At 46.0% G+C, this 23,048-nt stretch carries 17 protein-coding genes; 12 read left to right on the top strand and 5 right to left on the bottom strand.

The window, feature by feature from the left end:
• The first annotated feature begins 17 nt into the window (after nucleotides 1-17).
• The 5 genes from AAHK14_RS06150 (at nucleotide 18) to AAHK14_RS06170 (ending at nucleotide 11,926) form a co-directional block, all read left to right on the top strand.
• Nucleotides 18-887: a CheR family methyltransferase gene (locus AAHK14_RS06150; protein ID WP_065255242.1), complete on the top strand. Its 870-nt coding sequence runs from the start codon at nucleotides 18-20 to the stop codon at nucleotides 885-887.
• A gap of 83 nt (nucleotides 888-970) precedes the next feature.
• Nucleotides 971-9,418, top strand: a complete 8,448-nt coding sequence (locus tag AAHK14_RS06155; RefSeq protein WP_194092517.1) for an Hpt domain-containing protein — start codon at nucleotides 971-973, stop codon at nucleotides 9,416-9,418.
• A gap of 30 nt (nucleotides 9,419-9,448) precedes the next feature.
• The gene (locus AAHK14_RS06160; RefSeq protein ID WP_227514657.1) at nucleotides 9,449-10,561 is read left to right on the top strand and encodes a chemotaxis protein CheB; all 1,113 of its coding nucleotides are present in this window, start codon (nucleotides 9,449-9,451) and stop codon (nucleotides 10,559-10,561) included.
• Nucleotides 10,562-10,811: 250 nt separating this feature from the next.
• A complete protein-coding gene (locus AAHK14_RS06165; protein WP_065255244.1) occupies nucleotides 10,812-11,312 on the top strand; it encodes a hypothetical protein in 501 nt (166 codons plus the stop codon).
• 86 nt (nucleotides 11,313-11,398) lie between these two features.
• A complete protein-coding gene (locus AAHK14_RS06170; RefSeq protein WP_065255245.1) occupies nucleotides 11,399-11,926 on the top strand; it encodes a cytochrome b in 528 nt (175 codons plus the stop codon).
• A gap of 34 nt (nucleotides 11,927-11,960) precedes the next feature.
• Here AAHK14_RS06170 and ahpF read toward each other — a convergent pair whose 3' ends face one another.
• Nucleotides 11,961-13,517 carry an alkyl hydroperoxide reductase subunit F gene (gene ahpF / locus AAHK14_RS06175; RefSeq protein ID WP_065255246.1) on the bottom strand — a complete coding sequence of 519 codons (1,557 nt, stop codon included), beginning with the start codon at nucleotides 13,515-13,517 and terminating at the stop codon, nucleotides 11,961-11,963.
• A 274-nt stretch (nucleotides 13,518-13,791) separates the two neighbouring features.
• On the opposite strand from ahpF, the gene AAHK14_RS06180 reads away from it, so the two are divergent.
• Nucleotides 13,792-14,013 (top strand): YdcH family protein, encoded by a 222-nt coding sequence (locus tag AAHK14_RS06180; RefSeq protein ID WP_065255247.1) that lies wholly within the window; start codon nucleotides 13,792-13,794, stop codon nucleotides 14,011-14,013.
• A gap of 119 nt (nucleotides 14,014-14,132) precedes the next feature.
• Here the strand turns inward: AAHK14_RS06180 and AAHK14_RS06185 are convergent, their stop codons facing one another.
• Nucleotides 14,133-14,735: a hypothetical protein gene (locus tag AAHK14_RS06185; protein WP_065255248.1), complete on the bottom strand. Its 603-nt coding sequence runs from the start codon at nucleotides 14,733-14,735 to the stop codon at nucleotides 14,133-14,135.
• A gap of 160 nt (nucleotides 14,736-14,895) precedes the next feature.
• The gene (gene ahpC / locus AAHK14_RS06190) at nucleotides 14,896-15,462 is read right to left on the bottom strand and encodes an alkyl hydroperoxide reductase subunit C (RefSeq protein ID WP_065255249.1); all 567 of its coding nucleotides are present in this window, start codon (nucleotides 15,460-15,462) and stop codon (nucleotides 14,896-14,898) included.
• A 203-nt stretch (nucleotides 15,463-15,665) separates the two neighbouring features.
• Between ahpC and AAHK14_RS06195 the strand changes: the two genes are divergently transcribed.
• Nucleotides 15,666-16,562: a hydrogen peroxide-inducible genes activator gene (locus tag AAHK14_RS06195; protein WP_065255250.1), complete on the top strand. Its 897-nt coding sequence runs from the start codon at nucleotides 15,666-15,668 to the stop codon at nucleotides 16,560-16,562.
• Between the two features lie 5 nt (nucleotides 16,563-16,567).
• Here the strand turns inward: AAHK14_RS06195 and AAHK14_RS06200 are convergent, their stop codons facing one another.
• Nucleotides 16,568-17,236, bottom strand: a complete 669-nt coding sequence (locus tag AAHK14_RS06200; protein WP_065255251.1) for a YgjP-like metallopeptidase domain-containing protein — start codon at nucleotides 17,234-17,236, stop codon at nucleotides 16,568-16,570.
• A gap of 127 nt (nucleotides 17,237-17,363) precedes the next feature.
• On the bottom strand, nucleotides 17,364-18,008 hold the full coding sequence (locus AAHK14_RS06205; protein WP_065255252.1) for an OmpA family protein: 645 nt from the start codon (nucleotides 18,006-18,008) through the stop codon (nucleotides 17,364-17,366).
• Nucleotides 18,009-18,579: 571 nt separating this feature from the next.
• Between AAHK14_RS06205 and AAHK14_RS06210 the strand changes: the two genes are divergently transcribed.
• The 5 genes from AAHK14_RS06210 (at nucleotide 18,580) to minE (ending at nucleotide 22,980) form a co-directional block, all read left to right on the top strand.
• Nucleotides 18,580-19,533 carry an acyltransferase gene (locus AAHK14_RS06210; RefSeq protein WP_065255253.1) on the top strand — a complete coding sequence of 318 codons (954 nt, stop codon included), beginning with the start codon at nucleotides 18,580-18,582 and terminating at the stop codon, nucleotides 19,531-19,533.
• Nucleotides 19,534-19,640: 107 nt separating this feature from the next.
• Complete coding sequence (locus AAHK14_RS06215) at nucleotides 19,641-20,747, top strand: hypothetical protein (protein ID WP_083108239.1); 1,107 nt, start codon at nucleotides 19,641-19,643, stop codon at nucleotides 20,745-20,747.
• 135 nt (nucleotides 20,748-20,882) lie between these two features.
• Nucleotides 20,883-21,665 carry a septum site-determining protein MinC gene (minC, locus tag AAHK14_RS06220; protein WP_065255295.1) on the top strand — a complete coding sequence of 261 codons (783 nt, stop codon included), beginning with the start codon at nucleotides 20,883-20,885 and terminating at the stop codon, nucleotides 21,663-21,665.
• A 222-nt stretch (nucleotides 21,666-21,887) separates the two neighbouring features.
• Entirely contained in the window at nucleotides 21,888-22,703 is an 816-nt protein-coding gene (gene minD, locus AAHK14_RS06225) for a septum site-determining protein MinD (RefSeq protein WP_062500703.1), read from the top strand.
• A 1-nt stretch (nucleotide 22,704) separates the two neighbouring features.
• On the top strand, nucleotides 22,705-22,980 hold the full coding sequence (gene minE / locus AAHK14_RS06230) for a cell division topological specificity factor MinE (protein WP_029103917.1): 276 nt from the start codon (nucleotides 22,705-22,707) through the stop codon (nucleotides 22,978-22,980).
• Nucleotides 22,981-23,048 lie beyond the last annotated feature (68 nt).

The following is a 23,048-nucleotide window of genomic DNA, read 5'->3' on the forward strand; positions in this document are numbered from 1 at the left end:
TGGTATAGGGGGACGTGATGAATCTGCCTTTGTGGCAAGCGTACATAGAGCAAATCTGTGGATTTGTGTTACCATCGGTGCAACACAATTGGCTCATTCATGCCATTACAATCACCGCCCAAAATCATGGCATGAGTGCTGATGAATTGTACGATACCATACAACATGACAACATGATTTCATCGCAACCATTGTCGGCTTTGACTCAGTTGTTACTTGACAACCTACTCATTACTGAGAGTCGGTTTTTTCGCCATGAGCCGTCTTTGGCATTTGTCGGAGACTTGTATAAGTCCTACATCACCGAGCGACATAAGGTGACGCCATCGTTCGATGTCCCGTCGATGTTTTCGGTGTGGAGTGCAGGATGTTCCACAGGTCAAGAGACATACTCATTGGCGATGACACTTGGCTTGATATCTCGGCAGTTTGTCAGCCCTTTGCCGTTTCGGGTCAATGGGTCGGATTTGTCCGTACGCTCGCTGACGTTGGCAAAAAAGGGTGAATACATGGGCAGAAAAATTCATGAAATACCTGCCCGCCATCACTCTCAGCTTCATGCCATACAAAATAATGCAGATGTTGCTGATTGCCAAAAAATATGGCAAGTGAATCAAGCAATCCGGCAACACACTCATTTTTTTTGGCATAATCTTTTTGCAAAAACACCACTTGAACTGCCTAAGCAACAGGTGATTATTTGTCAAAATGTGCTGATTTATTTTAGAAAATTTGACCAAAGAGACATCTTGGCATATTTTGTGCAGAATTTAGACATTGGGGGTTATGTTCTGCTTGCTCCCAATGAGGCCATGTTTTGGCAACACCCCAGTATGAGACGTGTGGATAACGGTCAAATTAACGCTTGGCAAAAAATAAGCCAATAAATGACCACCCACATCAAATAATGATTTAAAAATGGCGTAAGTCGATCAAGATATTATTTTTAAGATTGTTTTAGGATGATAAGATGATTAAGCAGTCCAATGAATTAGTGGCATTAGAATGGCTCATTGACCCATTAAATCAGGAGTTTTGGGCGTTGCATGCCCATATAACACCATCGCCATCTGAGCTTTTGGCTCATTTTGCTCGTCAATATGACATTATTGGCAACGTGCTTGTCATGGCAAATTTACCCGACTTTACCAAACTTGCCCAAACCATCGCCCAAACTGCTGATTATTTTACAAAAGTGGGCAACCCTGCGGTATTAGCACCAAAAATCATCTATGCCAGTCATCTGTTACAGCATGAGATAAATCGCTATGCCACCACTGGATTTTTGCGACGTCCTTTGCTAAATTCACGCATTTATTATCTCAACTTAGTGGGTGCTCATTTGGGTGGCAAGATAGGCAAACAGAGCATTTTGCAGTCGGTGGTTCATGAGCGGTTTAGTGAGCAAATAGACCTAAAAGTGGTGCAGTCAAGCACGTTAGACGACAAAAGCTATCAAGAGATTAATCAGGTGTGGCGTGCGTTGGCAGGACAGCTTATTCAAAGCGGGGTCAATGGCGAGCAGCTGACCAAACTGCGTAATCTTAGCACGCATTTGGCAGGAGCGGCGGTGGAGCCTGTGCTACAAAAGCTGTGGCTCGTCACGGTGTTATGGCTTGAAAACACGGCACTAAACACCAAACCATTGCCATCTTATTATGCCCATATCTTAGGTGAGCTTGACCGTGTGATTGCTTTTCAAAAGGCAGGCATCACCCCAGAGCTTGAAGCGAGTATTTGGCTTGAAAATGTCATTGCTGATATTTATGTGGCACTTGCCAATCTGGACACACTCAATGAACAAGCTCATAACTTTTTAAAACGTCTCAATGAGATTTTAACGGACAATCAAACTTTCTTTTCCCATGTATTAACCACCATTGAAGGGCTAATCTTTGCGTTGGCAGATAACAAGATTGAGACAAATGTATTATCTGCCCTACAAGAGCAACTGTCAGCACGTGGTTGGTCATTTTATGCTCGCTATGTGGAACAAATCATCAATGATGCCACCACCGCTCAAAGTAGTGATGAGATGTTTGCCCAAATGCAATGGCAAATAAACACTCAGCTCCAAGATTTGTATACCGCCATCACCAGTACCGCCGAGGTTATCAATACCAAAGACAATCATCATGATGAAATGATTGTCAATGACAATGATGTACTTCGTGATGTGCGTATTTTGATGGAAGAGTTTAAAGATAAGTTCTTAGATTACCTACAAGATAAGCAAACTGATAAACTGCCATCATCTAAGAGTTTTGAGGTGCTGGTCAAAAGTTTTAATGACCTAGGATTGTTTGATGCAGCGACAGTGGCAACAAAAATGGCGGAGGTGTTCACCCTGCTTCAAGACAAATCACCAAATCATCTGTCATGGCAAATTGCCCATAAGACCGCAGAGAGCTTGTCTTTATTTGAGATGTTCCTTGATAATTTGGCACAGCAAATATTTGATCATGCACTGCTGACCCGGATAGAAGAATGTACCGATGATGTGCAAAAATTATTGCTTGATGCTAATCTAAACGAACCTGAACTGTCTGATGTGGAGATGGCACGACGTCTTGCCCATCAGCATACCACACTTTATGATGATGCAGGCGAACATTTGCCCGCTTTATCATCGCAGACGCATTTAGATGATGCCCAACAGACGCTTGATGTGGATACAAATGCAGATATGGATTTGGGTGTAGATTTGGATGCCCATAATGAGCAAGTCCACCATGCACAAGATGTTGTTGTGAGTCATACTGATGAATTGTCTGTACAAAACAGTACCCAAGATAACCATCAAGATGAGCATCAAGAGCAAGTTACAAATGCGTTACCAACAGATGATGTCTCTGTGGATGATGATGTGATAAATACTGATGCTAATGCCGATGCTGATAATGTCAGCATTGATGATGCCAATCTGGATATCTATCAAGATGCTAAGACAGTTGCCATAACGCCAGATGAACATGCCAATGTCACAGATACCAGTTACCAAGATGTCAATCATCATAACACCCAAGACGACCAAATCAGTCAAGCATTTCAAGATGATTTTGATGATTTGTTTGATGATACGCTCACCTTTGATGATAATTTTGGTATTGATGACATCAAAACGCCCACAAAGAGCGAAACAGCCGATGAAATGAAGCCCGCCTTTGATGTGGCAGACGATGAGTTGTTTGATGATATTTTTGTTGATGAGCCAGTTTTGGCAGTTAATCAAGCAGACGACCAAAGTCAAAATCAAAATCAACGCTTGGATGATGACCAAGTCCAAGATGAGTCACAAGCCATCAGTCATCTGCCTGATGAAGACATTGAGTTGGATTTGTTTGATGACAGCATTGCATTGACCTTGGATGATGATGAGCTTGATGACGACGAGCTGGTGGTGGACGAGTTGCCCGACCAAGAGCCACGCACGACAGAAGATGGCGTGTATGTGACCCAAGAAGATGATGAAATTTTGTTGTCTGATTATGTTAATGAAGGCACGGTGGATAATGTCGTACCAAGCCTTGCAAGCAGTGAGTTATTGGTTGATGAGCCTTTGGCAAATGATGTCATCGAAGATGAAGCGGTGGTTGATGATGTAGATGTTGCTCAAACCGATGATGACCAAGATGTGTCAGCCCAAGATGTGTTTGATGAAGTTGTCTTTGATGATGAGATGATTGGCGAAGATGATGTTGACGACATCATGATTGGTGAGAATGAGTCAGAAGATAAGACAGATGATGACATAGATGACAAGATGGATGACGGCTTAGGGTCAAAGATAGAGCCCAAACTGGCAGACGACCCCATCAAACAAGCACCCAATGAACCACAGTCAGATGACGAAGAGCAGATTCTTATTGGCGAAGATGACGTTATTTTTGATGATGATTTTGACAGTGTGAACGACGATGTTATTTTTGATGATGCTGATGATATCGATGATGTAGACGACACGAATAATGTCAATATTGCTGATACTGCCGATGAAAAACCTGCCCAAATAGAGTCTGATGGGCAAGTGACAGGTCTTGATGAGACAGAACAAGACGTGGTGGATGATGAGCAGGTCGCAGATGGTCTAAGCGAAGTTTATCTTGCTGCCAAGGCAAGCCTAAAAGAAGATGATTTTAGTCATGACGAAGAATTCCGTGAGATATTCATCGAAGAAGTCGATGAAGTCATGGAAGAGATGCACACGCACCTACCAAAATGGCAAGCCGACCCCCAAAACCTAAAACCATTAAAAGAAGTTCGCCGTAACTGGCACACACTCAAAGGTTCAGGGCGTATGGTGGGGGCATTCCAAGTGGGCGAGACTGCTTGGGCGATTGAAAACATGCTAAACCGTGTCCTAGACGAGACGGTCAAAGTCAGCCCTGATGTGGTTGCCATCGTTAGTGAAACTGCCCAGATTATCCCTGTTATGGTGCAGGACTTTGCCAATAGTCAGCCCCCGAGCGTGGATAATGCATTGGTGGTCATGCGTGCCAACAACATCTTGGCGGGCAGACCCATGGATGAAGGCAAGCCTGACCCAGCAGACAAGAGTGTATCAGATGACAGGGAAGATAAGCCGTTGCAAGTGGATGAGCCTGCCTTTGTGGCAGACGATGATATGGTTGATATTGCCGATGAGTCGGTGTCGTCTGATGACGTGGTGATGGATGATGAGTTGCCATCTGAGATTGACATGCTTATCGGCGATGATGATCTTGTCGATGAGATGATGTTTGATGATGAAACAGAACAAACATCAAGCAGTGACATCAATGATGGCCCAGATGATGTTGATGTCAAAGATGGTCTTGCCGTGTCTGATGAGATGCCATCAAAAACGCAGAGTGCCTTGCCAGAGGTGTTACTGCCCTTTATTGAGACTGCCAAGGCGACCACGCATGAGCCGATGGAAGTTGATGAAGACATTCGTGAGATTTATATCGAAGAGGCAGGCGAGGTCTTAGAGACCATCATTCCACTTTTTGATAAATACCAAAGCAGTCCTGACAAAGGTACGCTGACCGATATCCGTCGGGGATTTCACACCCTAAAAGGCTCAGGACGCATGGTTGGGGCGTATGAATTGGGCGAGCTGGCTTGGTCGATTGAGAACATGCTAAACCGTGTCCTAGATGAGACCGTGCCGATGGATGCTGGCATGCAGGCACTCATCGGCGACGTGCTAGGTGAGTTTGATGCGTTGGTGTCCATCTTTGAGTCCAAAGCTGACGACTATCCCGCCAAGATAAAACTGTGGGAGGCGGTAGCTCATGCATACAGTAAAGGGCATGGTAAGGATTTTGACTATCGCATGTTGGATATGACTGATGGGTCGGATAAAAACACCGCTACCCAAAACGCCAATGCAGAAGACAGCGATGATATTGACAGAGCCGATGATGTCGCTTGGCAGTCGTTAGATGATGAAGTGTTGGGGTCTGAGCCTGTTTTGACAGAGTCATCAGTAGAAGATGAGTCAAGCCAAGACACCATCGATGACAAAACCACCCAACAGGCAGACCACACCCAAGATGATGAGACTGGCAAAAAAACCAAACCCACTCATGAAGCACTCAGCTTGGTGGAGCAAGCAGGTCAGCTCATGTCTAGCACCACGCCAAGCAGCCCTGTGGATGATGAAGAGGACATGCTGTGCCAAATCTTTATCGAAGAAGCCAGAGAGTTATTGGCAGAGGTAACAACATTTTTAAATGCACATGAAGCAGATAGCCAAACACCTGTGGATAATAACGTGGTGCGTGCATTTCATACTTTGCGTGGGGCATCAGGCTTGGCACCGCTGGTGGCGGTAGGCGAGGTGGGTGCCATCATCGAGCGTGGTTTGCAAAGTTTGCAACATCATGATGCACCGATGGGTAACAAACACAAACAAGCACTCAAAAATGCAGTGGCATTTATTGATGGCTATCTTGATGCGTACAATCAAACCGATGGTAATCTCATCACCGCCCAAGAGCTAGGAGAGCTGGCTGAGGACAAACAAGAAATCGAAGAGCTGATGCTCGATGAGAGTGATGTTTATCATGTAGAGAGCCTAATTGAAGGCATTGATGAACTGCTTGATGCTGAGCTTGAACTAGAAGGCATGAGTGCCAAAGAGCAAAATGTCATTTGCGATTATGCCAAAACACAGCTTGCTCAGATTGACATGCTCTCAGCACGCACGCACGATTTGCCAAAATTCCAAAGCCTGCTTGCATCCTTAAAGCCTGCCTATGAACTCATGGCAGAGCATGCCGACCAAGCCAAAGATGACAGCTTTATCGATGCCTTGCTTGCGGTGCACCATGAGTTGATTGGGCTGTTTGATGCCATGGCAGGTAGCATGGCATTGACGGTGGATAAGGCGGTTTTAAATAATCTAAGCACCATCACTTTGGAGCGAGAGAATTATTATCAAGAGCTGGGCAATACCCTAAAAGAGCAGTCCAAGACCGAAGAGAGCGCCGATTCGTCTGGAACAGCAAGCGATGAAGGGGCGTCACACTCTGATTCTCAAACAGCACCCATTCGTCTAGAAGTGATTGCCACAGATGATGAGCTGTTGGAAATCTTTTTGGATGAAGCGTTAGAGCTTGATGCTGAGGTGACAGAAGTTTTTGGGCAATGGCGAGATGATAAAGACAACCTTGACCACCTAAAAACCTTACAACGCCATTTGCATACCATCAAAGGCGGAGCCAGGCTGGCAGGCATCAGCAGTATTGGCGACCTAACTCACGAAGCAGAGAGTGTGTACGAACGCTTCACCAATAAGCAGATGACCGTCACTGACCCGTGGGTTCGCACCATGCAACGCGTGCAGGACGTATTGTCCTTGCAGTTGGATGCGGTCAAAAACACCAAGCAGTCTTTCTTTGCAGATAACACCATTGCTGATTTGCAGGCTTATTTGTCCGCAGGAGAAGTCCCAGAGGGGGCCATGATAGCCATTCCTGTGCTTGATGCCAAAAAAGAAGAGCAAGAAGCGGTTGCCACGCCAGAGATAACTGAAGTGCCACTTGATGAGACATCCAGATATCAGCATTTCATCAGCGAGTCATGGCAGGGCGTGTTGTCTGATAAAGACATCTTGGACGTGTTCTTAGAAGAGGCTAAGGAGCTTGCTGAGAGCAGTAGCGAGGACTTTGCGGCGTTTCGTAACAACACATCCGACGTGGTGAGCTTGCAGTCATTGCAACGTAAGCTACACACCATCAAAGGCGGGGCAAGAATGGTCTCTGCCAATGGTGTGGCTGATCTTGCCCATGAGATGGAGACGGTCTATGAAGAGCTGGGCAACCGCCGTCTGCCTGCCACACGAATGGTGGCAAACCTGCTTTTTGCATGTCATGACTGGATTACATCAGCGGTTGGACTGCTAGAACACAACTACAACCCACCACGCCCGACACCGTTGGTGGATGCCTTGCACCGTTTCATCAAAAACCCTGATGACCTAAACGAAGTGCCTGTGGTGTCGCTTGAAAAAGAAATTGATTTTATCAATGAATATCAAGCCTTCTTGGCAGCATCCAAAAACACCCGTGACATCAGTCGTATGCCACCCATGAAAGGCGTGTTTGGCGAAAGCGTGGACAGTAGCAGTAACAATGAGATGATTCGTATCTCAGCTCCCCTACTTGAACGCATGATTAACTTGTCAGGCGAGGCGGCGATTAACCGTGCTCGTATTGACATGAACCTTGCCAGCATCACAGGCAGTATCGAGGAGATGGGTGTTACGGTTCAGCGTCTGTTTGACCAGCTACGTCGTATGGATATTGAGCTAGAAGAGCAGATTATGGCACAGATTGATGATGGTACATTTGATGAGGACTTTGACCCCTTAGAAATGGACCAGTATTCATCACTCAACCAGTTGTCAAAATCACTCTCAGAGTCAGCATCGGACTTGCTAGACATTAAGGCGACCATGTTAGATAAGACTCGTGATGGCGAAAACTTATTGCTACAATTATCACGCACCCAAGCAGACTTACAAGACAGCTTGATGAATTCACGGATGGTGCCTTTTTCACGTCTGACCCCACGCTTACAACGCATCGTGCGTCAGACAGCGAGCGAGCTGGGCAAGAACGTGGAGCTGACGGTGATTAATGCCGATGATGAGATGGACAGAAGTATTCTTGATCGTATCACATCACCGCTAGAACACATGCTTCGTAACGCTGTTGACCATGGTGTTGAGATGCCCACCAAGCGTAGTGAGCTGGGCAAGCCACTAACAGGGCGTATCGTGTTGGAGGTCCTGCGTGAAGGGGGCGAGATGGTCATCTTGCTGTCTGATGATGGTTCGGGCGTGAATGTAGAGGCGGTGCGTAACAAAGCCATCAGCCAAGGTCTTATCCATCCCGATGAACAGCTTGCTGATAACGACATCATGCAGTATATCTTTAACGCAGGTCTGTCCACCACAAACAAAGTAACCCAAATCTCAGGGCGTGGCGTAGGCATGGACGTGGTGCGAACAGAGATTCGTCAGTTGGGTGGCTCGGTATCGGTAGAGTCGGAGTTTGGCAAGGGTTCTCGTTTTATCATCCGTGTGCCATTGACCGTGTCTATGTCAGATGCACTCATCGTGCGTGTGGCTGACCGCCAATACGCCATCCCACTGGTACAGATTGAGCGTGTGGTGCAGATGAATGCCACAGAACTGCTGGCTTATCATCAGTCGGGCAATAACACCATTAAGATTGATAACAAAAACTATCGTCTGCGTTATCTCAATGAAATTTTAACAGGCAGTTATTTTAATGAAATCATCTCAGGCGTGACTTTGCCCGTCATCATCATCAAGACTCAGACAGGGCAAGCCCTTGCCTTGCAGGTGGATGAGATTGTAGGTTCTCGTATTGAGATTGTGGTTAAGCCATTAGGTCGTCAACTCTCCAACCTATCGGGAATCTCAGCGGCAACCATTATGGGTGATGGTTCGGTCATGCTTATTCTTGACCTGTTGGCACTCATGCGTACCGCTCAGGCGAAACGAGAAAGCAAAGAGATGGAGCCTGTCGTCAGCCGTCGCCATCTCATCATGGTGGCGGACGACTCGGTAACGGTGCGTAAGGTAACGTCTCGTTTCTTAGAGCGTCAAGGCTTTGAGGTGATTGTTGCCAAAGATGGTGTTGATGCCATTGAGATTTTGCAAGACAACATGCCTGATTTGATGCTACTTGACATTGAAATGCCACGTATGGATGGCTTTGAAGTCGCAACGCAGGTGCGTCACAGCCCCCGTTTGAGTCATTTACCCATCATCATGATTACATCACGAACGGGCGAGAAGCACCGAGATCGTGCCTTTGAGATTGGCGTTAATGACTACATGGGTAAGCCGTTCCAAGAGGTGGAGTTGTTGGAGCGTATTGGCAAACTGCTGAACATTTAGCGGTTTGTTAATGGAAGATGATGGTGGGCAATGGAATCTAACAAAGATGTGTCAAAACAAAGACCTTTGAGTGTGGCGGCACAGTATTGGCAAAATAAGCTCAATGCCACATGCCCTACTTGTCAGCACTCGAACGTTGATGACATTTGCTCCCATCAAACCATGCCATCTGATGAGCAGGTCAAAGACATTAAGGTCATCGTGGTGAGCGACCAACGCAGCCAGCGACTTGCTTTTGATGATGGTTTGCGTGAGGCGGGCTTTGATGTTATTGGCTGTTTTAGCACCGAACAGCTTGATGTGATGATAAAGTCAAAGCTGCCCAAAGGCATGGTGTGGTTGGTAGAGCCACCTTTGTCAGACGGGTTGCAGGCACTCATTGATGGTCATCAGCCACGCTTGATGTTGGTCGGTTTTCAAGAGGCTCCCAACCCAAAGCATGATGAGAGTTATAAAAAGTGGCAACGTTCATTGCTACGCCGTCTTTGTAATTCGCTTGGCATGCCCATGATAAAGGCTACGGATAAAAAATCCACAGTCATCTCCCATGTGTCCGTACGTCCTTGGAAATATGTACTGTTTTTGGGGGCGTCCATGGGCGGGCCTGATGCTTTGAAGATATTTTTGGATAACATCTCTCCTGAGTTGCCACTTGCCGTTTTAATCGCACATCATTTTGACAAAGAGATGATTCATGGTTTGCCAAAGATACTTACCCGTAACAACGACTGGCGATGTCGAGTGATTGGCACCAGTCAGCGACTACAAACGGGGACTTGTTTGATTGCCCCGATTGAGCAACAAATCGTCTGCGACAGTGAGGGGCGGGTGATTTTGCTGGATAAGGCATGGGAGGGCGAGTATCAGCCGAGCATTAATCATCTCTTAAAAAACACAAGCGATGTGTATGGCAGTGAGCTGATTGGGATTATATTCTCTGGCATGGGTGATGATGGTTCTGCTCATCTCACCCAAATCGCCCAAAACAAAAGCCATCTGTGGGCTCAAAGCCCTGAGAGTAGTGGCTGTTCAAGCCAGCCCCAAGCTGTTATTGATTCAGGATTTTGCCAATTCTTTGGGACACCTTTAGAGCTTGCCAATCGCATCAATCACATGCTTCGTGGCTTTAAATATTCAGAATGACAAAGAGGATGCCAACTTATATTTGTTACCCCATTTTCAACTTTATATCACTCATTGATTTATCAAGGGCGAATAGGATTGACCCCTACAACCCAAAAATGATTATGGGACAATCAATAAGCTGCCGTTTTAGGTTGAGATTGAAGTATCTATTTGTGTTATCAGACATATCCACGGATGATGCTTGGCAAAACAGCATGATGCATGTATCAAAGATGATGTCATTATTTACCATTGATTGAGAATAGTTATGAGAAAAATCCAAAAACACCAGTTCGAGCCTGTGAGCTTGCTTACTGCCGAGCATGGCACCATTGAAGTGACTGCCATTCCTGCCATCGGTCAGCCTGATTGGCTGGTGCCAACCGCCCTTATCATGAGCGTGGATGAATACCATGAGCGAATCTGGACATATCTGTGGCGAGGTCAAGAGGTCTCGGTGTATCACCTGATTCCCAAAGACATCGAAGCGGACAAGCTCATCATCTTAGAGGGTAACTCAGATGTCCACCGTTTGGCACTGCAAACCGCAGGCGAGCTGACAACCAAACGGGTGCGTATCTCGGATGTGACGGACGTCACACTAAGCGATGAGGAGATTGCTAACATCCAGCTGTCTGTTCCCAATTTGCCCAATCGTGAGCAAAGACAGGAAAACTATCTGTATCAAGCGGTAACGCTAGATGGCGAGATGTATGTCGTGCCTGATTTGGACTTAATCGCTCACCGCTTGGTGGATTTGGATAGTTGATTTACCAAAAAACTACTTTTGTCCCCTATTTTTTACCAAAAACTTCGTTATAATAAAACGAAGTTTTTTATTTATGGGGAGACATCATGACCACGCCAGCCACGAGCCAGCCGACACGCCACACCGACAAATACAGCCTTGCCACTCGCATTTTTCATTGGGTGGGGGCATTACTCATTATCGTGGCATTTGTTATCATTAACATGGGCGATGAGTACATCAGCCTGCACAAATCCATTGGGGCGAGCTTTTTTATTTGGACGGTTTTGCGTATCATTAACCGCTTTATCGTCAAAGCTCCGCCACACCCGCCCATGCCCGTATGGCAGACGGCAGTGGCTCATCTGACCCATTTGGGCTTGTACGTTGCCATGCTTGCCATGCCTATCACAGGCATGCTCATGAGTATGTATGGCGGTCGGGGCGTGAGTGTGTTTGGGCTGTTTAGTTTCCCAAGCGTGGTGGGTATTGATAGAGAGATGGCAAAGGTGATGAACGGGCTACACACAGGGGCGGTGTTTTATGTGTTGGTGTTCCTAGTCATCGCTCACGTTGGTGGGGCGTTGTATCATCAGTTTGTGATGAAAGATAATTTGATAAGTCGCATGAAATAATAAAAACCCAGCTTAACGGCTGGGTTTTTGCGGTTTAGCTGTTCATCATCAGATATTCAAATGCCGACAGTCCTGCCTTGGAGCCTTCGCCCATCGCAATGTTAATCTGCTTATAAGGCACGGTGGTTACGTCCCCACAGGCAAACACGCCTGCCTTATTGGTGCGACATTTGGCATCAATCTCAATCTCGCCATGAGCGGTAACATCTACCAAATCCTTGACAACATCAGAGTTTGGCACCAGTCCGATTTGTACAAATACCGCATTTAAAGGCAGGGTTACATTCTCGCCCGACACTCGGTCTTGATAGATAAGGCTATCTACTTTACCGCCATTTGCCGTAATCTCTTGCGTGGCGGCGTTTTTGATAATCGTGATGTTGTCTTTGGCGTTTGCCTTGTCAATCAGAACTTGGTCGGCTCTGAGTTTATCGCCAAATTCCAACACGGTAACGTGCTGAACGATACCTGCCAAGTCCAACGCCGCTTCCACGCCCGAGTTACCGCCCCCGATGACCGCCACAGGCTTGCCCTTAAAGAATGGGCCATCGCAGTGTGGGCAGTACGCCACGCCGTTGCCGATGTTCTCATCTTCGCCTTTGACGCCAAGTTTACGCCATTTGGCTCCTGTGGCAATGATGAGCGTGCGTGAAGTCCAGCTTGCCCCTGTGTTTAGGGTAACTTGATAACCGCCTTTGACTTCTTCGATAGACGATACGCTCACGTGTTCTTTAACGGTGATGTTATACTCTTTGATGTGCGTGGCAAGGTTACTTGCCAAGGTATTGCCGTTGGTAAGCGGTATGGAAATCAAGTTTTCAATGTCTTGGGTGTCTTTGACTTGTCCGCCGATACGGTCGGCAACCAAAGCCACACGAAGCCCTTTACGAGCGGTATAAATCGCCGCCGCACTGCCTGCTGGCCCCCCGCCAATCACGGTAACGTCTTGGGTTTCAAGCTGTTCGGCTTGACCTTCGGCAATCAGGTCGGGGTACTCGGCTTGCAGTTTGTCAATGATACGGGCGGTATCTACTTTACCATTTAAAAATGGTTTGCCGTTTAAAAACACCGCAGGCACGCCTTGAATGTTATTTTTTTCAACAAGTTCTGGGAACACACCGCCGTCAATCATCTCGTTTTCAATGCCGTCATTTAACACGGCAAATTGGTTTAACGCTTGCACGACATCAGGGCAGTTATGGCATGATAGCGAGACAAAGGTTTGAAATTTAAGTGGTTTTTGAATGCGTTTGACAAGCTCTTGAATGCCTTCGTCTAGCTTCATGGTATGACCGCCAGCGTGCAAAATGGCAAGCAAGAGAGACGTAAACTCATGACCGCCAGGGATACCGCTAAACACAATGCCTGTATCACGGTTATCTGTGGCAATTTTAAAGCTCATGGGCGACAAATCGGTGTCCACGACTGTTTTGTCAAAGCCGATTTTGTCCGAAGTGCTGGCGATTTGCTCCAAAAAGTCCACCAATTCGGCACGTTTGGCGTGGTCGCCTTGTCCCAAAATCATCTGAATGGGGCGTTTCATGTTGGTGCTGTATGATTTGATGGCATCAAGTAAAGATTTGTCTAGCATGGTGTGTACCTATAAATTGCCTATGAATATGTTTAAATTACCTAGTATTATAAGGGCTATTTGATATTTAGAAAATTTAAACGTTTTTAATATTAAGTTTATAAAACTCAATTAATGCCAAAAAGAAAATTCATACAAAAAAGCACATAAAAAAGATAATTTTGCTTGCTTATACCGCCAATTCTTGCTAAGATAAAGCCATACCAAATGTAAGAATTTTTTAGATGTATATTTGGTAAATATCGCTAACCTATTGATATATTAGGAGTTTTTCATGTTTCCAGAATACCGTGAACTCATCACCAAACTAAAAACAGAAAACGATTTGCACTTTGTCAAACTCTTTGACGCTCATAACGAGCTTGATGAAGAGATTACCAATCTAGAAAATGACCCTGTCGCCCACAACAGCCGTGGCGAAGAAATCGAAGGGTTAAAACGCAAAAAATTGGCTCTAAAAGACGAGCTGTATCAATACCTACTTAGCAAAGCCTGATAAATGGCTATTTAAAATGATAAAAACACAGGTTGGACGACCTGTGTTTTTGTTTGGCTGTAATTTTTTGATGATAAAAAATCGCCCAACATATTGAGCGATTTTGTGATTTATCAAAATTAGCTGATGTTGCAACGAGCTTTTTCTTTGGTGGCAAAGTCTTCGATGAGCGTTTTCATCTTCTCAGGGGTAATGCTCTCTTGCATGGCGGTTTCTAGCTTTTGATTGGCTTCGCTCTGACTCATCTCTACCATCTTGGCTTGGTCTTCTTCGGTCATGATGATAGGCTCGCCATCAATGCTCTCACCACGAGCCAGTTTTTCTTGTTGTTCGGTGTATTTTAGCACCTTTTGACCGACTTCGCTTTCATAGAATTTATCTGCTTCTTGAATGCCTTCAACGCCAACAGCGTCCACAAGCATCTGCTTGCTGGTCTCATGATAGGTCGCTTCACCGTCTTTGGACATCAGACAAGCCCCTTGCTCTTCGGTGATGTCAGGATTGGTCTGTGCCAAATGCATGAGCGTGGACATTTGCAAGATTTTGTTCATCATGGCGATGCTTGGCGAGCCATCCAAATTGACACTGGCAGTCTCGGCAGGGGCAGTTTGGGTAGTCTCTGCGGTGTTGGCAGGCTGTTTGGCTGGGGCATCGGTCTTGTTACAAGCGGTCAGCAGGGTGGCAGAAACGGCAACTGCCAATAGGGTGCGGTAGAGTGTCATAAAATCATCTCGATGCTGTCAATGGAATGTCTAAAAATGAAGAGCAACAATTTTAACACACATTCACCAACTTGACCGATGTTTTTGTCATAAAATAAAAACCGCCTAACCTGATGGCTAAGCGGTTTGGGTTGTCTAAAATCTAAGAGTAACTATTAGATTAGATTTTGCCAACTAGGTCTAGGCTTGGCTTCAAGGTCTCTTGACCTGCTTCCCATGCGGCTGGGCAAACTTCGCCGTCATTTTCACGCACATATTGGGCGGCTTTAACTTTGCGAATCATGTCTTTGGCAGAGCGACCGATACCTAGGTCGTGAATCTCGGCAACTTTGATAAGACCGTCTGGGTCTACTAGGAAAGTACCACGCAATGCAGCATGCTCGTCTTCAATCATGATGTTAAAGCCACGAGTGATTTTGCCAGTACCGTCGCCTAGCATTGGGTATTTTACTTTGCCGATGGCAGGAGATGAATCGTGCCATGCTTTGTGAACGAAGTGGCTGTCGGTAGAGACGGCATACACTTCTACGCCAAGACCTTGTAGCTCTTCGTAGTGGTCAGCCATGTCTTCAAGCTCGGTTGGGCAGACGAACGTAAAGTCGTGTGGGTAGAACATGAAGATGGACCATTTGCCTTTGGTGTCTTCTGATGAGATGGTTTTGAACTCACCGTTTACAAAAGCTTCGGTGGTAAATTCTGGAATTTGTTGGTTGATAATAGCAGTCATATTGTCACCTATGGTTTGTTGTTAAAAATGTCAATGTGATGAGCGGTTGGAGCTTGCTCATCAAAGGATAAAATCCTTAAAGTCATTACATGATAACAAAAATTAACGGTTTATCCAGTTAAAAGTTTTAAATAAAAGGTTTTGTTTTATCAAACTTAGGTGTAAAATAGCAGGTACGATTTTTTAAAAATAAGGAATGCGTGATGATTACCTTGCGTCAGTTAGAGTTCGCCCTTGCCGTTGCCAAGCACAAGCATTTTAAACGTGCTGCCGAAGAGTGCAACATTTCCCAATCTGCCCTAAGTCTTGGTATTGCCGAGCTTGAAAAACAGCTAGACACGCAGATTTTTGAGCGTAACAACAAACAGGTGCTAATCACGCCCATTGGCGAAGAGTTGTTGGAGCGAGCCCAGCGGGTGTTTAGTGAGATTAATGACCTAACGACCCGAGCCCACAGTCATCAGCTGCCCCTTGCCTACCCGATGACGATAGGCATTATCCCGACCATTGCTCCGTATCTGCTCCCCAAAGTGTTGCCAACGCTCAAAGACAAGTACCCCCAGTTTGAGATTGCGGTGACCGAAAAACAGACCGAACGCCTGTTAGAGCAGGTGCGTTATGGGCATATTGACACCGCCATCTTGGCACTGCCTTATGCGGTTGATGGTTTGCATGCTTTTGAGTTTTGGGCGGAGAATTTTTATGCCATTTTCCCCAAGGACAGCAAGCACGACAAAGCGAGTATTTCAAGCACGGAGCTGTTTGAAAATGATGTGTTGCTACTGGGCGAAGGGCATTGTTTGACCGACCAAGTGCTGTCGGTTTGTACCATGAATAAAAACGAGCTAAAATCAGGCTTTTCTGATGCCACGCTCAACACGCTCATTCAGATGGCAAAAGTGGGCATGGGGACGACCCTAGTGCCTAAGATGGCGTTAGAGCAAATCGGCGATGACGTAACTGCCTTACCCCTAAATGAGACAGGACCACACAGACGACTCGCGTTCGTTACTCGCCTAAACTATGCACGGGTCAATGACGTCAAAATCCTAAGCGAGATTTTTAATGAAGCCTTAACCGCCCATGAAGCCAAAGGCTAAGCCAATTAGGGCTTACCTTTTAGTAGCTTGTGCCATGTCTGATAGTCGGGCATGGCTTTTTTGACTTCATGCCAAAAAGCAGGGCTGTGGTTGGGATGGATAAGATGGCACAGTTCATGCACAAAGACATATTCGGTGCAGGGGTAGGGATAGGCAGGCAGGTAAGTGGACAGCCAAATGCGAGCTTCATGGGTGTTGCAACTGCCCCAGCGAGTGTGCATTTTCTTGGTGCGAATCTCATCGGCAAAGCGACCGACCACAGGTTGCCATGTGTCTGCTAGGGTGGGCAGGCGAGCTTTGAGTTCATGCTCATAGATGGCAAGTCGGCAGGCGTGGTGGTCTTGGCGTTGCTGTTTTGATAGCCTAATGGAGTGCTGTGTCAGATAGTCCGCCACATCAAAAGGCTCGCCCCACAGCTTGGGGTGGGCATGGCTTGGACTGTGGTCGGTGTGGGCGTGTTTGCGTTTGTGGGCGTGAGCTATTGCCCATGCGGACTTGGACATGATAAGGCGGTGGATGTCATCATCGGACAGATGATGTGGCACGCTGACAGCAAAGCAGGGGCGAGAGCTTATGAATGTCAGGCGAAAATTGACGTTTTTGACGGCTTTTTTGTGGATGATGAGCGTGATGTCATGTTTGTCAAAATGGGCAGATAAATCGGTGTGGGGCATGGGTGGGCGGTGTATTGGGTTTAAAAATATTTTAACATGATGGTTTTTAAAAAGGAAAAAGGAAAAATTAAAAAAACAAAAAACAGGTCACGTGCATGACCTGTTTTGGTTTGTCCAAAGAATGAGATTAGTTCACGCTTTGTGGGGCTAGGATGGTTAGCTCAACACGGCGGTTTGGTTCATAACTGCTGCCAAACTGAGTGGTCGCACCACGACCGATGGCACTGATACGATTTGAGCTGACACCTTGACCTGCTAGGTAGTTGGCAACGGCAGCGGCACGGTTTTGTGATAGTACTTGGTTGAAGTTGGCGTTACCTTCGATGGATGCATAGCCGTTTACCATCACTGTGGTTTGGTTGTATTGGTTTAGGGTGCTCGCCACTTGGTTTAGTGTGCTGTACGAACTGGGTTTGATGTCGTATTTGCCAACATTAAAGGTAATCGCTTCTGGAATAGACAAGTTAATGTTGTTGGTCACAGGGTCTCTTTGTACTTCAATGCCTGTACCTGCGGTTTGCTCTTTTAGTTTGGCTTCTTGACGGCTCATATAAGCACCAACACCTGCACCGAGTGCCGCACCGATGGCAGCATCACGACCTGTGTGTTCGCCACCTGTCGCCTTAGAGATGGCAGCACCTAGGGCAGCACCGCCCAACGCACCAAGACCTGCTTTTTTGGTGGTGTCATTCATGCCTGTGGTGCCCGTGCTGGCACAACCTGCCAAAATCATACTTGCAGAAACGGCGGTGATGGTAAGAATTTTTTTCATAAAATACTCCTATGAGAGATGGTAAAATTAAAATCCCCAAAGTGGCTTGGGCTTAACTTTTGGGTGTTTAAATACTAAAATCTAAACGGATATTTAAACCAAGCCCAAACCATTTGATGGGACTATTATGCCGTAAAAAACTCTCTTATTTGTTATAAGTATGTAGTTAATCGGTTATTTTAATTGTAAAAATGGACTGGTATTTTGCACAATCGCCCTAAAATAGGGACGGCTTTTGCCAGAAAACACATAAAATTTTGGTAAAATTGTATCAAAATTTGTCAAAATGGGCGGTTTTTGCCATGATTTTTGACTATTGTAAATAATAATGGCGGTAAAATCGGCTTGGTTGTTTTCAAAGTTATTTTTTAAAAAGCCTTTGAAAACTTTGATAATTTTTAATTATTTTTTGATGTTTTTGATTATTTTGATAAAAATTTGCTAAAATAGTGCATGGTAATACACTCATTATCAGGCGACATTGGGGTGCGGTATGGCATTTTTTCTGATGGGTTGATGATGAGTAGATTTTGACACAAATTGTTACATTTATCCAATAAGCGGTTTTCATATGCATAAAAATAACCCTAATACCACATCTTTTTTTCAAAAAATCCATGACAAACACCCCAAACTTGCCCAAAAACTCCGCCTAGGTACGGGGCTTGGGACGATGGTCGCCAACAGCGTGGCAATCAGCGTGCCGTTATATGGGGCGGGGCTTGCCAAGACATTGCTCGGTTCAAAGCAGGGCGACAAGGCGGTGCTGTCTATCGCCAACCACTGGATTAACACCAACAACCGCCTGCTAGATACACTCATGCCAGAGCGTGACTGGCGGATATCGGTGCCTGATGACCTAAAAAAAGACGGACGGTATCTGCTCGTGTGCAATCATCAGTCGTGGGTGGACACGAGTGTGGTGCAGTATGTGAGCGAGTCACGGTTGCCGATTACCCGATTTTTTGCCAAGCATGAACTGCTCTATATTCCTATCGTGGGGCAGGCGTTTTATTTTTTGGACTTTCCGATGATGAAACGCCACTCCAAGGCACAAATCGCCAAAAACCCTGCCCTTGCCACTCGGGATTTGGAAGAAGCCAGACGTGCCTGCGGACTGCTCGCTGATAAGCCATTTGTTCTGCTCAACTACCTAGAAGGCACACGGTTTAGTAAGGACAAGCACGCCCGCCAAAACTCGCCTTATCAGCACCTATTAAAGCCCAAAGCAGGAGGTTTTGCCTTAGCCATTGCCAGTTTGGGTGATAAGATAGACGGCATATTGGACATGACGGTGGTCTATCCTGATGGTGTGCCTGACTATGGCGAGCTGTGGGCAGGTAAGATGACCCGTTTGGGGGTGGACATTCGTCATCTGGACATGGATGAGCGGTTATTTACCGATTTAAAAGACGGTAAATACGACAGTGATGAGACGGTCAAGGCGGAGCTGTTTGACTTTTTGGATAAGGTGTGGACTGCCAAAGATGAGCGAGTTGGGCAAATGATGAGTGAGTTTGAGTAGGTCTAAATAAAAGTGGGGCTAAATAATGAGAAAACCAAACCTTTTAAAACTGCCCAAAAAGTTTTACAATACCCCAATGTTTACAAGTTTAATCATAGCAAAACACCATGAGTAGCAAACACACCCCCCATTTGTCCGACCTAGAAATCCCCCAACCCTCTGATGTGCCAGATGATGTCATTCCGCTCTTTGGCACGGACAAAGACGAGCGAGAGCCGACCGCTAAGCAAAGTCGCACCAAAATCATCTACGATGTCGGCATGCTTATCCTGCTGGTTATTGACCTGTGTTTGATATTTGCCGATAACATTTTGATGAGCGGACTTGTGACCAAACTTGCCGAGTGGGGCGGATTTAGTGGCATGCTCAGTGCCTATCAAGCGACTTATCATGTGAGCTTATCCGCCATTGGGGGGATGTTTACGCTGTTTTGGGTGAGTGAGCTGTTGGTGCGGTGGCTACTTGCCATCAAGCGTCGCACTTATTATCGCTGGTTCTTTTTTCCCTTTGTGCATTGGTATGAAGTGCTGGCATGTTTTCCCATACTTCGTGCGTTAAGACTGCTGCGAGCAGGGATTATCATCAAACGCTTGCATGACACAGGCGTGATGGTCATTCCTAAAAAGTGGATAACATCTGCCCAGTTTTATTATCATGTCATCTTAGAGGAACTCTCTGACCGAGTGATTTTGACCGCCATTGATAACTTTCGTGAGCAGATGGCACAGTCCAAGACACATGGCACGCTGATTCAGGCGACCATTGACCGTAACCGTGCCGAGTTTGAGAGTGTGATGCTTGATTTGCTTCGCCGTGAGCTTGCCCCGAAGTTACAGCAGGCGTTTTTGGCACAGACAGGGCAACAGCTCTCGCATGACATCGGCACGTCCGTTGAGCAGGCACTGCTTGACACGCCTGAGCTAAGACGTTATCTTAAACTCATTCCCATCGCAGGGGGCATGATAGAGTCGCAGATTACGAGTGTGGGTCGTCATATTGGTGAGAATGTTACCATGGCGCTCAATGAGCATTTGTTTGATGAAAAAACCCTAGACGCCCTGATGGTCAATGTCGCCAAAGGGGTGGCAGGCATTGATACCACACACCCACAACTACAAAAGCTCGTGAGTGGGGTGATTGATGACGCTCTAAATGCCTTTGAAAAGCAAGTCAAAGTCCAGCAGTGGAAACACAAAGAGCAGTTACATTTATAAAACGGGTTGTTATGTCACCAAATAAAACCACGCCACTCATCACCAAAAATGCCAAAATCGCCACCCAAAGGCGATGATTTTGCCCCAAAACACCAAAAAAATGGTAAAATTGGCAAAATTTTAGGTGATGATGTTATGAAACCGATTACTTTATTTGGCAAAATGCTCAGTTTTAGCCGTCTAAAACTGCACACTGACGACCTGACCGCCATTCAAGATGAACTAAGTGTTCTATTAAAAGACAACACGTCCGTGCCTGTGGTGCTAGACAGTGAGTGTAAGCTTGATTTGTCGGCATTGGTTGAGATGTTGTGGCAGATGGGCGTACAGCCGATAGGCGTGGTTGATGGTGTATTAAGCGAGCAGGCAAATGCCCTACGATTGGCGAGCTTTCCTGCTGATGGTAAACGTATGGAACGCATTTTGCCAGTTGACTCACATTTTGCCCCAACGTCAAAAACAAGTAGTGTGGATAATAATGCCCCATCATCACAATCTCAATCATCACAACTAAAATCATCAGAGCAAGCAGGCGAGTTTAGCAATCGGCCTACACCCCAAACCATCCCCCAGCAAGAGCAAGGTGTAACCAGTAGAGTGCATGGTCAAATGCTTCGTTCAGGTCAGAGTTTACAACACTTAGGTGGCGATTTAATCATCATCGGTGGGGTAAACAATGGTGCAGAGGCCATTACCGATAACAGTTTGCACATTTATGGGCATGGACAAGGGCGACTGGTTGCTGGGGCGACAGGCGACAAACACGCTCGTATTTTTTGCCAAAAGTTCAACCCCACGTTGATCTCGGTGGCAGGCACCTACTGCCTAAGCGACGCCATTCCGCTTGAGATGATAGATAAGGCGGTGCAAGTCAGCTATGATGAAGATAAGGGGCTTATCTTTACGCTCATGGCGTGATGGGTTTGGTTTATCATTTTTTAAAATTATGCTAAAATAGATAAATTTTTCTAAATCTTAACCCAATTTCCAACTTTAAGAACCGATAATGAATAAATGATTGATGAGTAAGAAAAATCACTCATCAGATTGATAATAGCAATAATGGTTTACAAAGACAGTTGGGTATTATGTGTTTGGATTGCTAAAATGTAGCAATGTTAAATTATAAGGAGTTGCCCTGTGGCAAAAATCATCGTAGTAACATCAGGTAAAGGCGGTGTGGGTAAGACCACCACCAGTGCGTCTTTTGGGGCAGGTCTGGCAGAGCGTGGTTATAAGACGGTCATCATCGACTTCGACGTGGGTTTGCGTAACCTTGACCTTATCATGGGCTGTGAGAACCGCATTGTCTATGACTTTGTGGATGTCATCAGTGGTAATGCCAAGCTCTCACAAGCACTGGTCAAAGACAAACAGCAGGAAAATCTGTACATCTTACCTGCTTCTCAAACTCGTGATAAAGACGCCTTAACCGATGAAGGCGTGGCAGCGGTCATGAAAGAGCTGTCTGATGAGCTAGGCTTTGACTACATCATCTGCGACAGTCCGGCAGGGATTGAGCGTGGGGCACAGCTTGCCATGTATCACGCCGATGAAGCTTTGATTGTCACCAACCCAGAAGTATCGAGCGTGCGAGATTCTGACCGTATCATCGGTATCTTGCAGTCTCGCACCAAACGTGTCGAAGAAGGAGGTAGCGTCAAAGAACATCTCATCATTACTCGCTACAACCCAGAGCGTGCCGCTCACGGTGAGATGATGGACATTGATGACATTGCCAATGACATTCTAAAAGTGCCACTCATCGGCGTCATTCCAGAGTCGAATGCTGTGCTAGAAGCGTCAAACCACGGTCAGCCTGTCATTTATTTTAAAGACTCGGCAGCAGGTCAATGCTATGATGACATCGTGGCACGATTCTTGGGTGAAAACCGTCCTTTGCGTCACATTGATGTCAAAAAGAAAGGTTTCTTTGCTAAGTTGTTCGGGGGCTGATATGAAAAAAGGATTTTGGAGTACGTTATTTGGTGGGGGCGATGAGCCAACCAGTGCGTCTATCGCCAAAGACCGCCTAAAAGTCATCGTCGCAAGCCACGACCGCCTAAACACTCGCCTAACCCCTGAGCGTGTGGATGAGATGAAGCGTGAGATTTTGGCGGTGGTTAATAAATTCATCAGTGGCGTACAGATTGATGATGTTAATATCAAACAGCGTCATGAAGAGAGCCTTGATGTGCTTGAAATGAACATCAATTTGCCTGACCGTAAATAACAGGCAAGACGGATAAAAAGGTGCGATTTGCACCTTTTTTGTTTTTTAAAATTGGCATTTGGGTTTTA

Origin of the sequence: Moraxella sp. K1664, assembly GCF_039693965.1 — a bacterium.
Classification (GTDB): domain Bacteria; phylum Pseudomonadota; class Gammaproteobacteria; order Pseudomonadales; family Moraxellaceae; genus Moraxella.

Coding starts and splice junctions, on each gene's coding strand:
- AAHK14_RS06210 (WP_065255253.1), top strand. CDS start 18,580: ATGCATAAAAATAACCCTAATACCACATCTTTTTTTCAAAAAATCCAT.
- minE (WP_029103917.1), top strand. CDS start 22,705: ATGAAAAAAGGATTTTGGAGTACGTTATTTGGTGGGGGCGATGAGCCA.
- AAHK14_RS06195 (WP_065255250.1), top strand. CDS start 15,666: ATGATTACCTTGCGTCAGTTAGAGTTCGCCCTTGCCGTTGCCAAGCAC.
- AAHK14_RS06200 (WP_065255251.1), bottom strand. CDS start 17,236: ATGCCCCACACCGATTTATCTGCCCATTTTGACAAACATGACATCACG.
- AAHK14_RS06150 (WP_065255242.1), top strand. CDS start 18: ATGAATCTGCCTTTGTGGCAAGCGTACATAGAGCAAATCTGTGGATTT.
- AAHK14_RS06170 (WP_065255245.1), top strand. CDS start 11,399: ATGACCACGCCAGCCACGAGCCAGCCGACACGCCACACCGACAAATAC.
- AAHK14_RS06165 (WP_065255244.1), top strand. CDS start 10,812: ATGAGAAAAATCCAAAAACACCAGTTCGAGCCTGTGAGCTTGCTTACT.
- AAHK14_RS06205 (WP_065255252.1), bottom strand. CDS start 18,008: ATGAAAAAAATTCTTACCATCACCGCCGTTTCTGCAAGTATGATTTTG.
- AAHK14_RS06155 (WP_194092517.1), top strand. CDS start 971: ATGATTAAGCAGTCCAATGAATTAGTGGCATTAGAATGGCTCATTGAC.
- AAHK14_RS06180 (WP_065255247.1), top strand. CDS start 13,792: ATGTTTCCAGAATACCGTGAACTCATCACCAAACTAAAAACAGAAAAC.
- AAHK14_RS06160 (WP_227514657.1), top strand. CDS start 9,449: ATGGAATCTAACAAAGATGTGTCAAAACAAAGACCTTTGAGTGTGGCG.
- AAHK14_RS06185 (WP_065255248.1), bottom strand. CDS start 14,735: ATGACACTCTACCGCACCCTATTGGCAGTTGCCGTTTCTGCCACCCTG.
- AAHK14_RS06215 (WP_083108239.1), top strand. CDS start 19,641: ATGAGTAGCAAACACACCCCCCATTTGTCCGACCTAGAAATCCCCCAA.
- ahpF (WP_065255246.1), bottom strand. CDS start 13,517: ATGCTAGACAAATCTTTACTTGATGCCATCAAATCATACAGCACCAAC.
- minC (WP_065255295.1), top strand. CDS start 20,883: ATGAAACCGATTACTTTATTTGGCAAAATGCTCAGTTTTAGCCGTCTA.
- ahpC (WP_065255249.1), bottom strand. CDS start 15,462: ATGACTGCTATTATCAACCAACAAATTCCAGAATTTACCACCGAAGCT.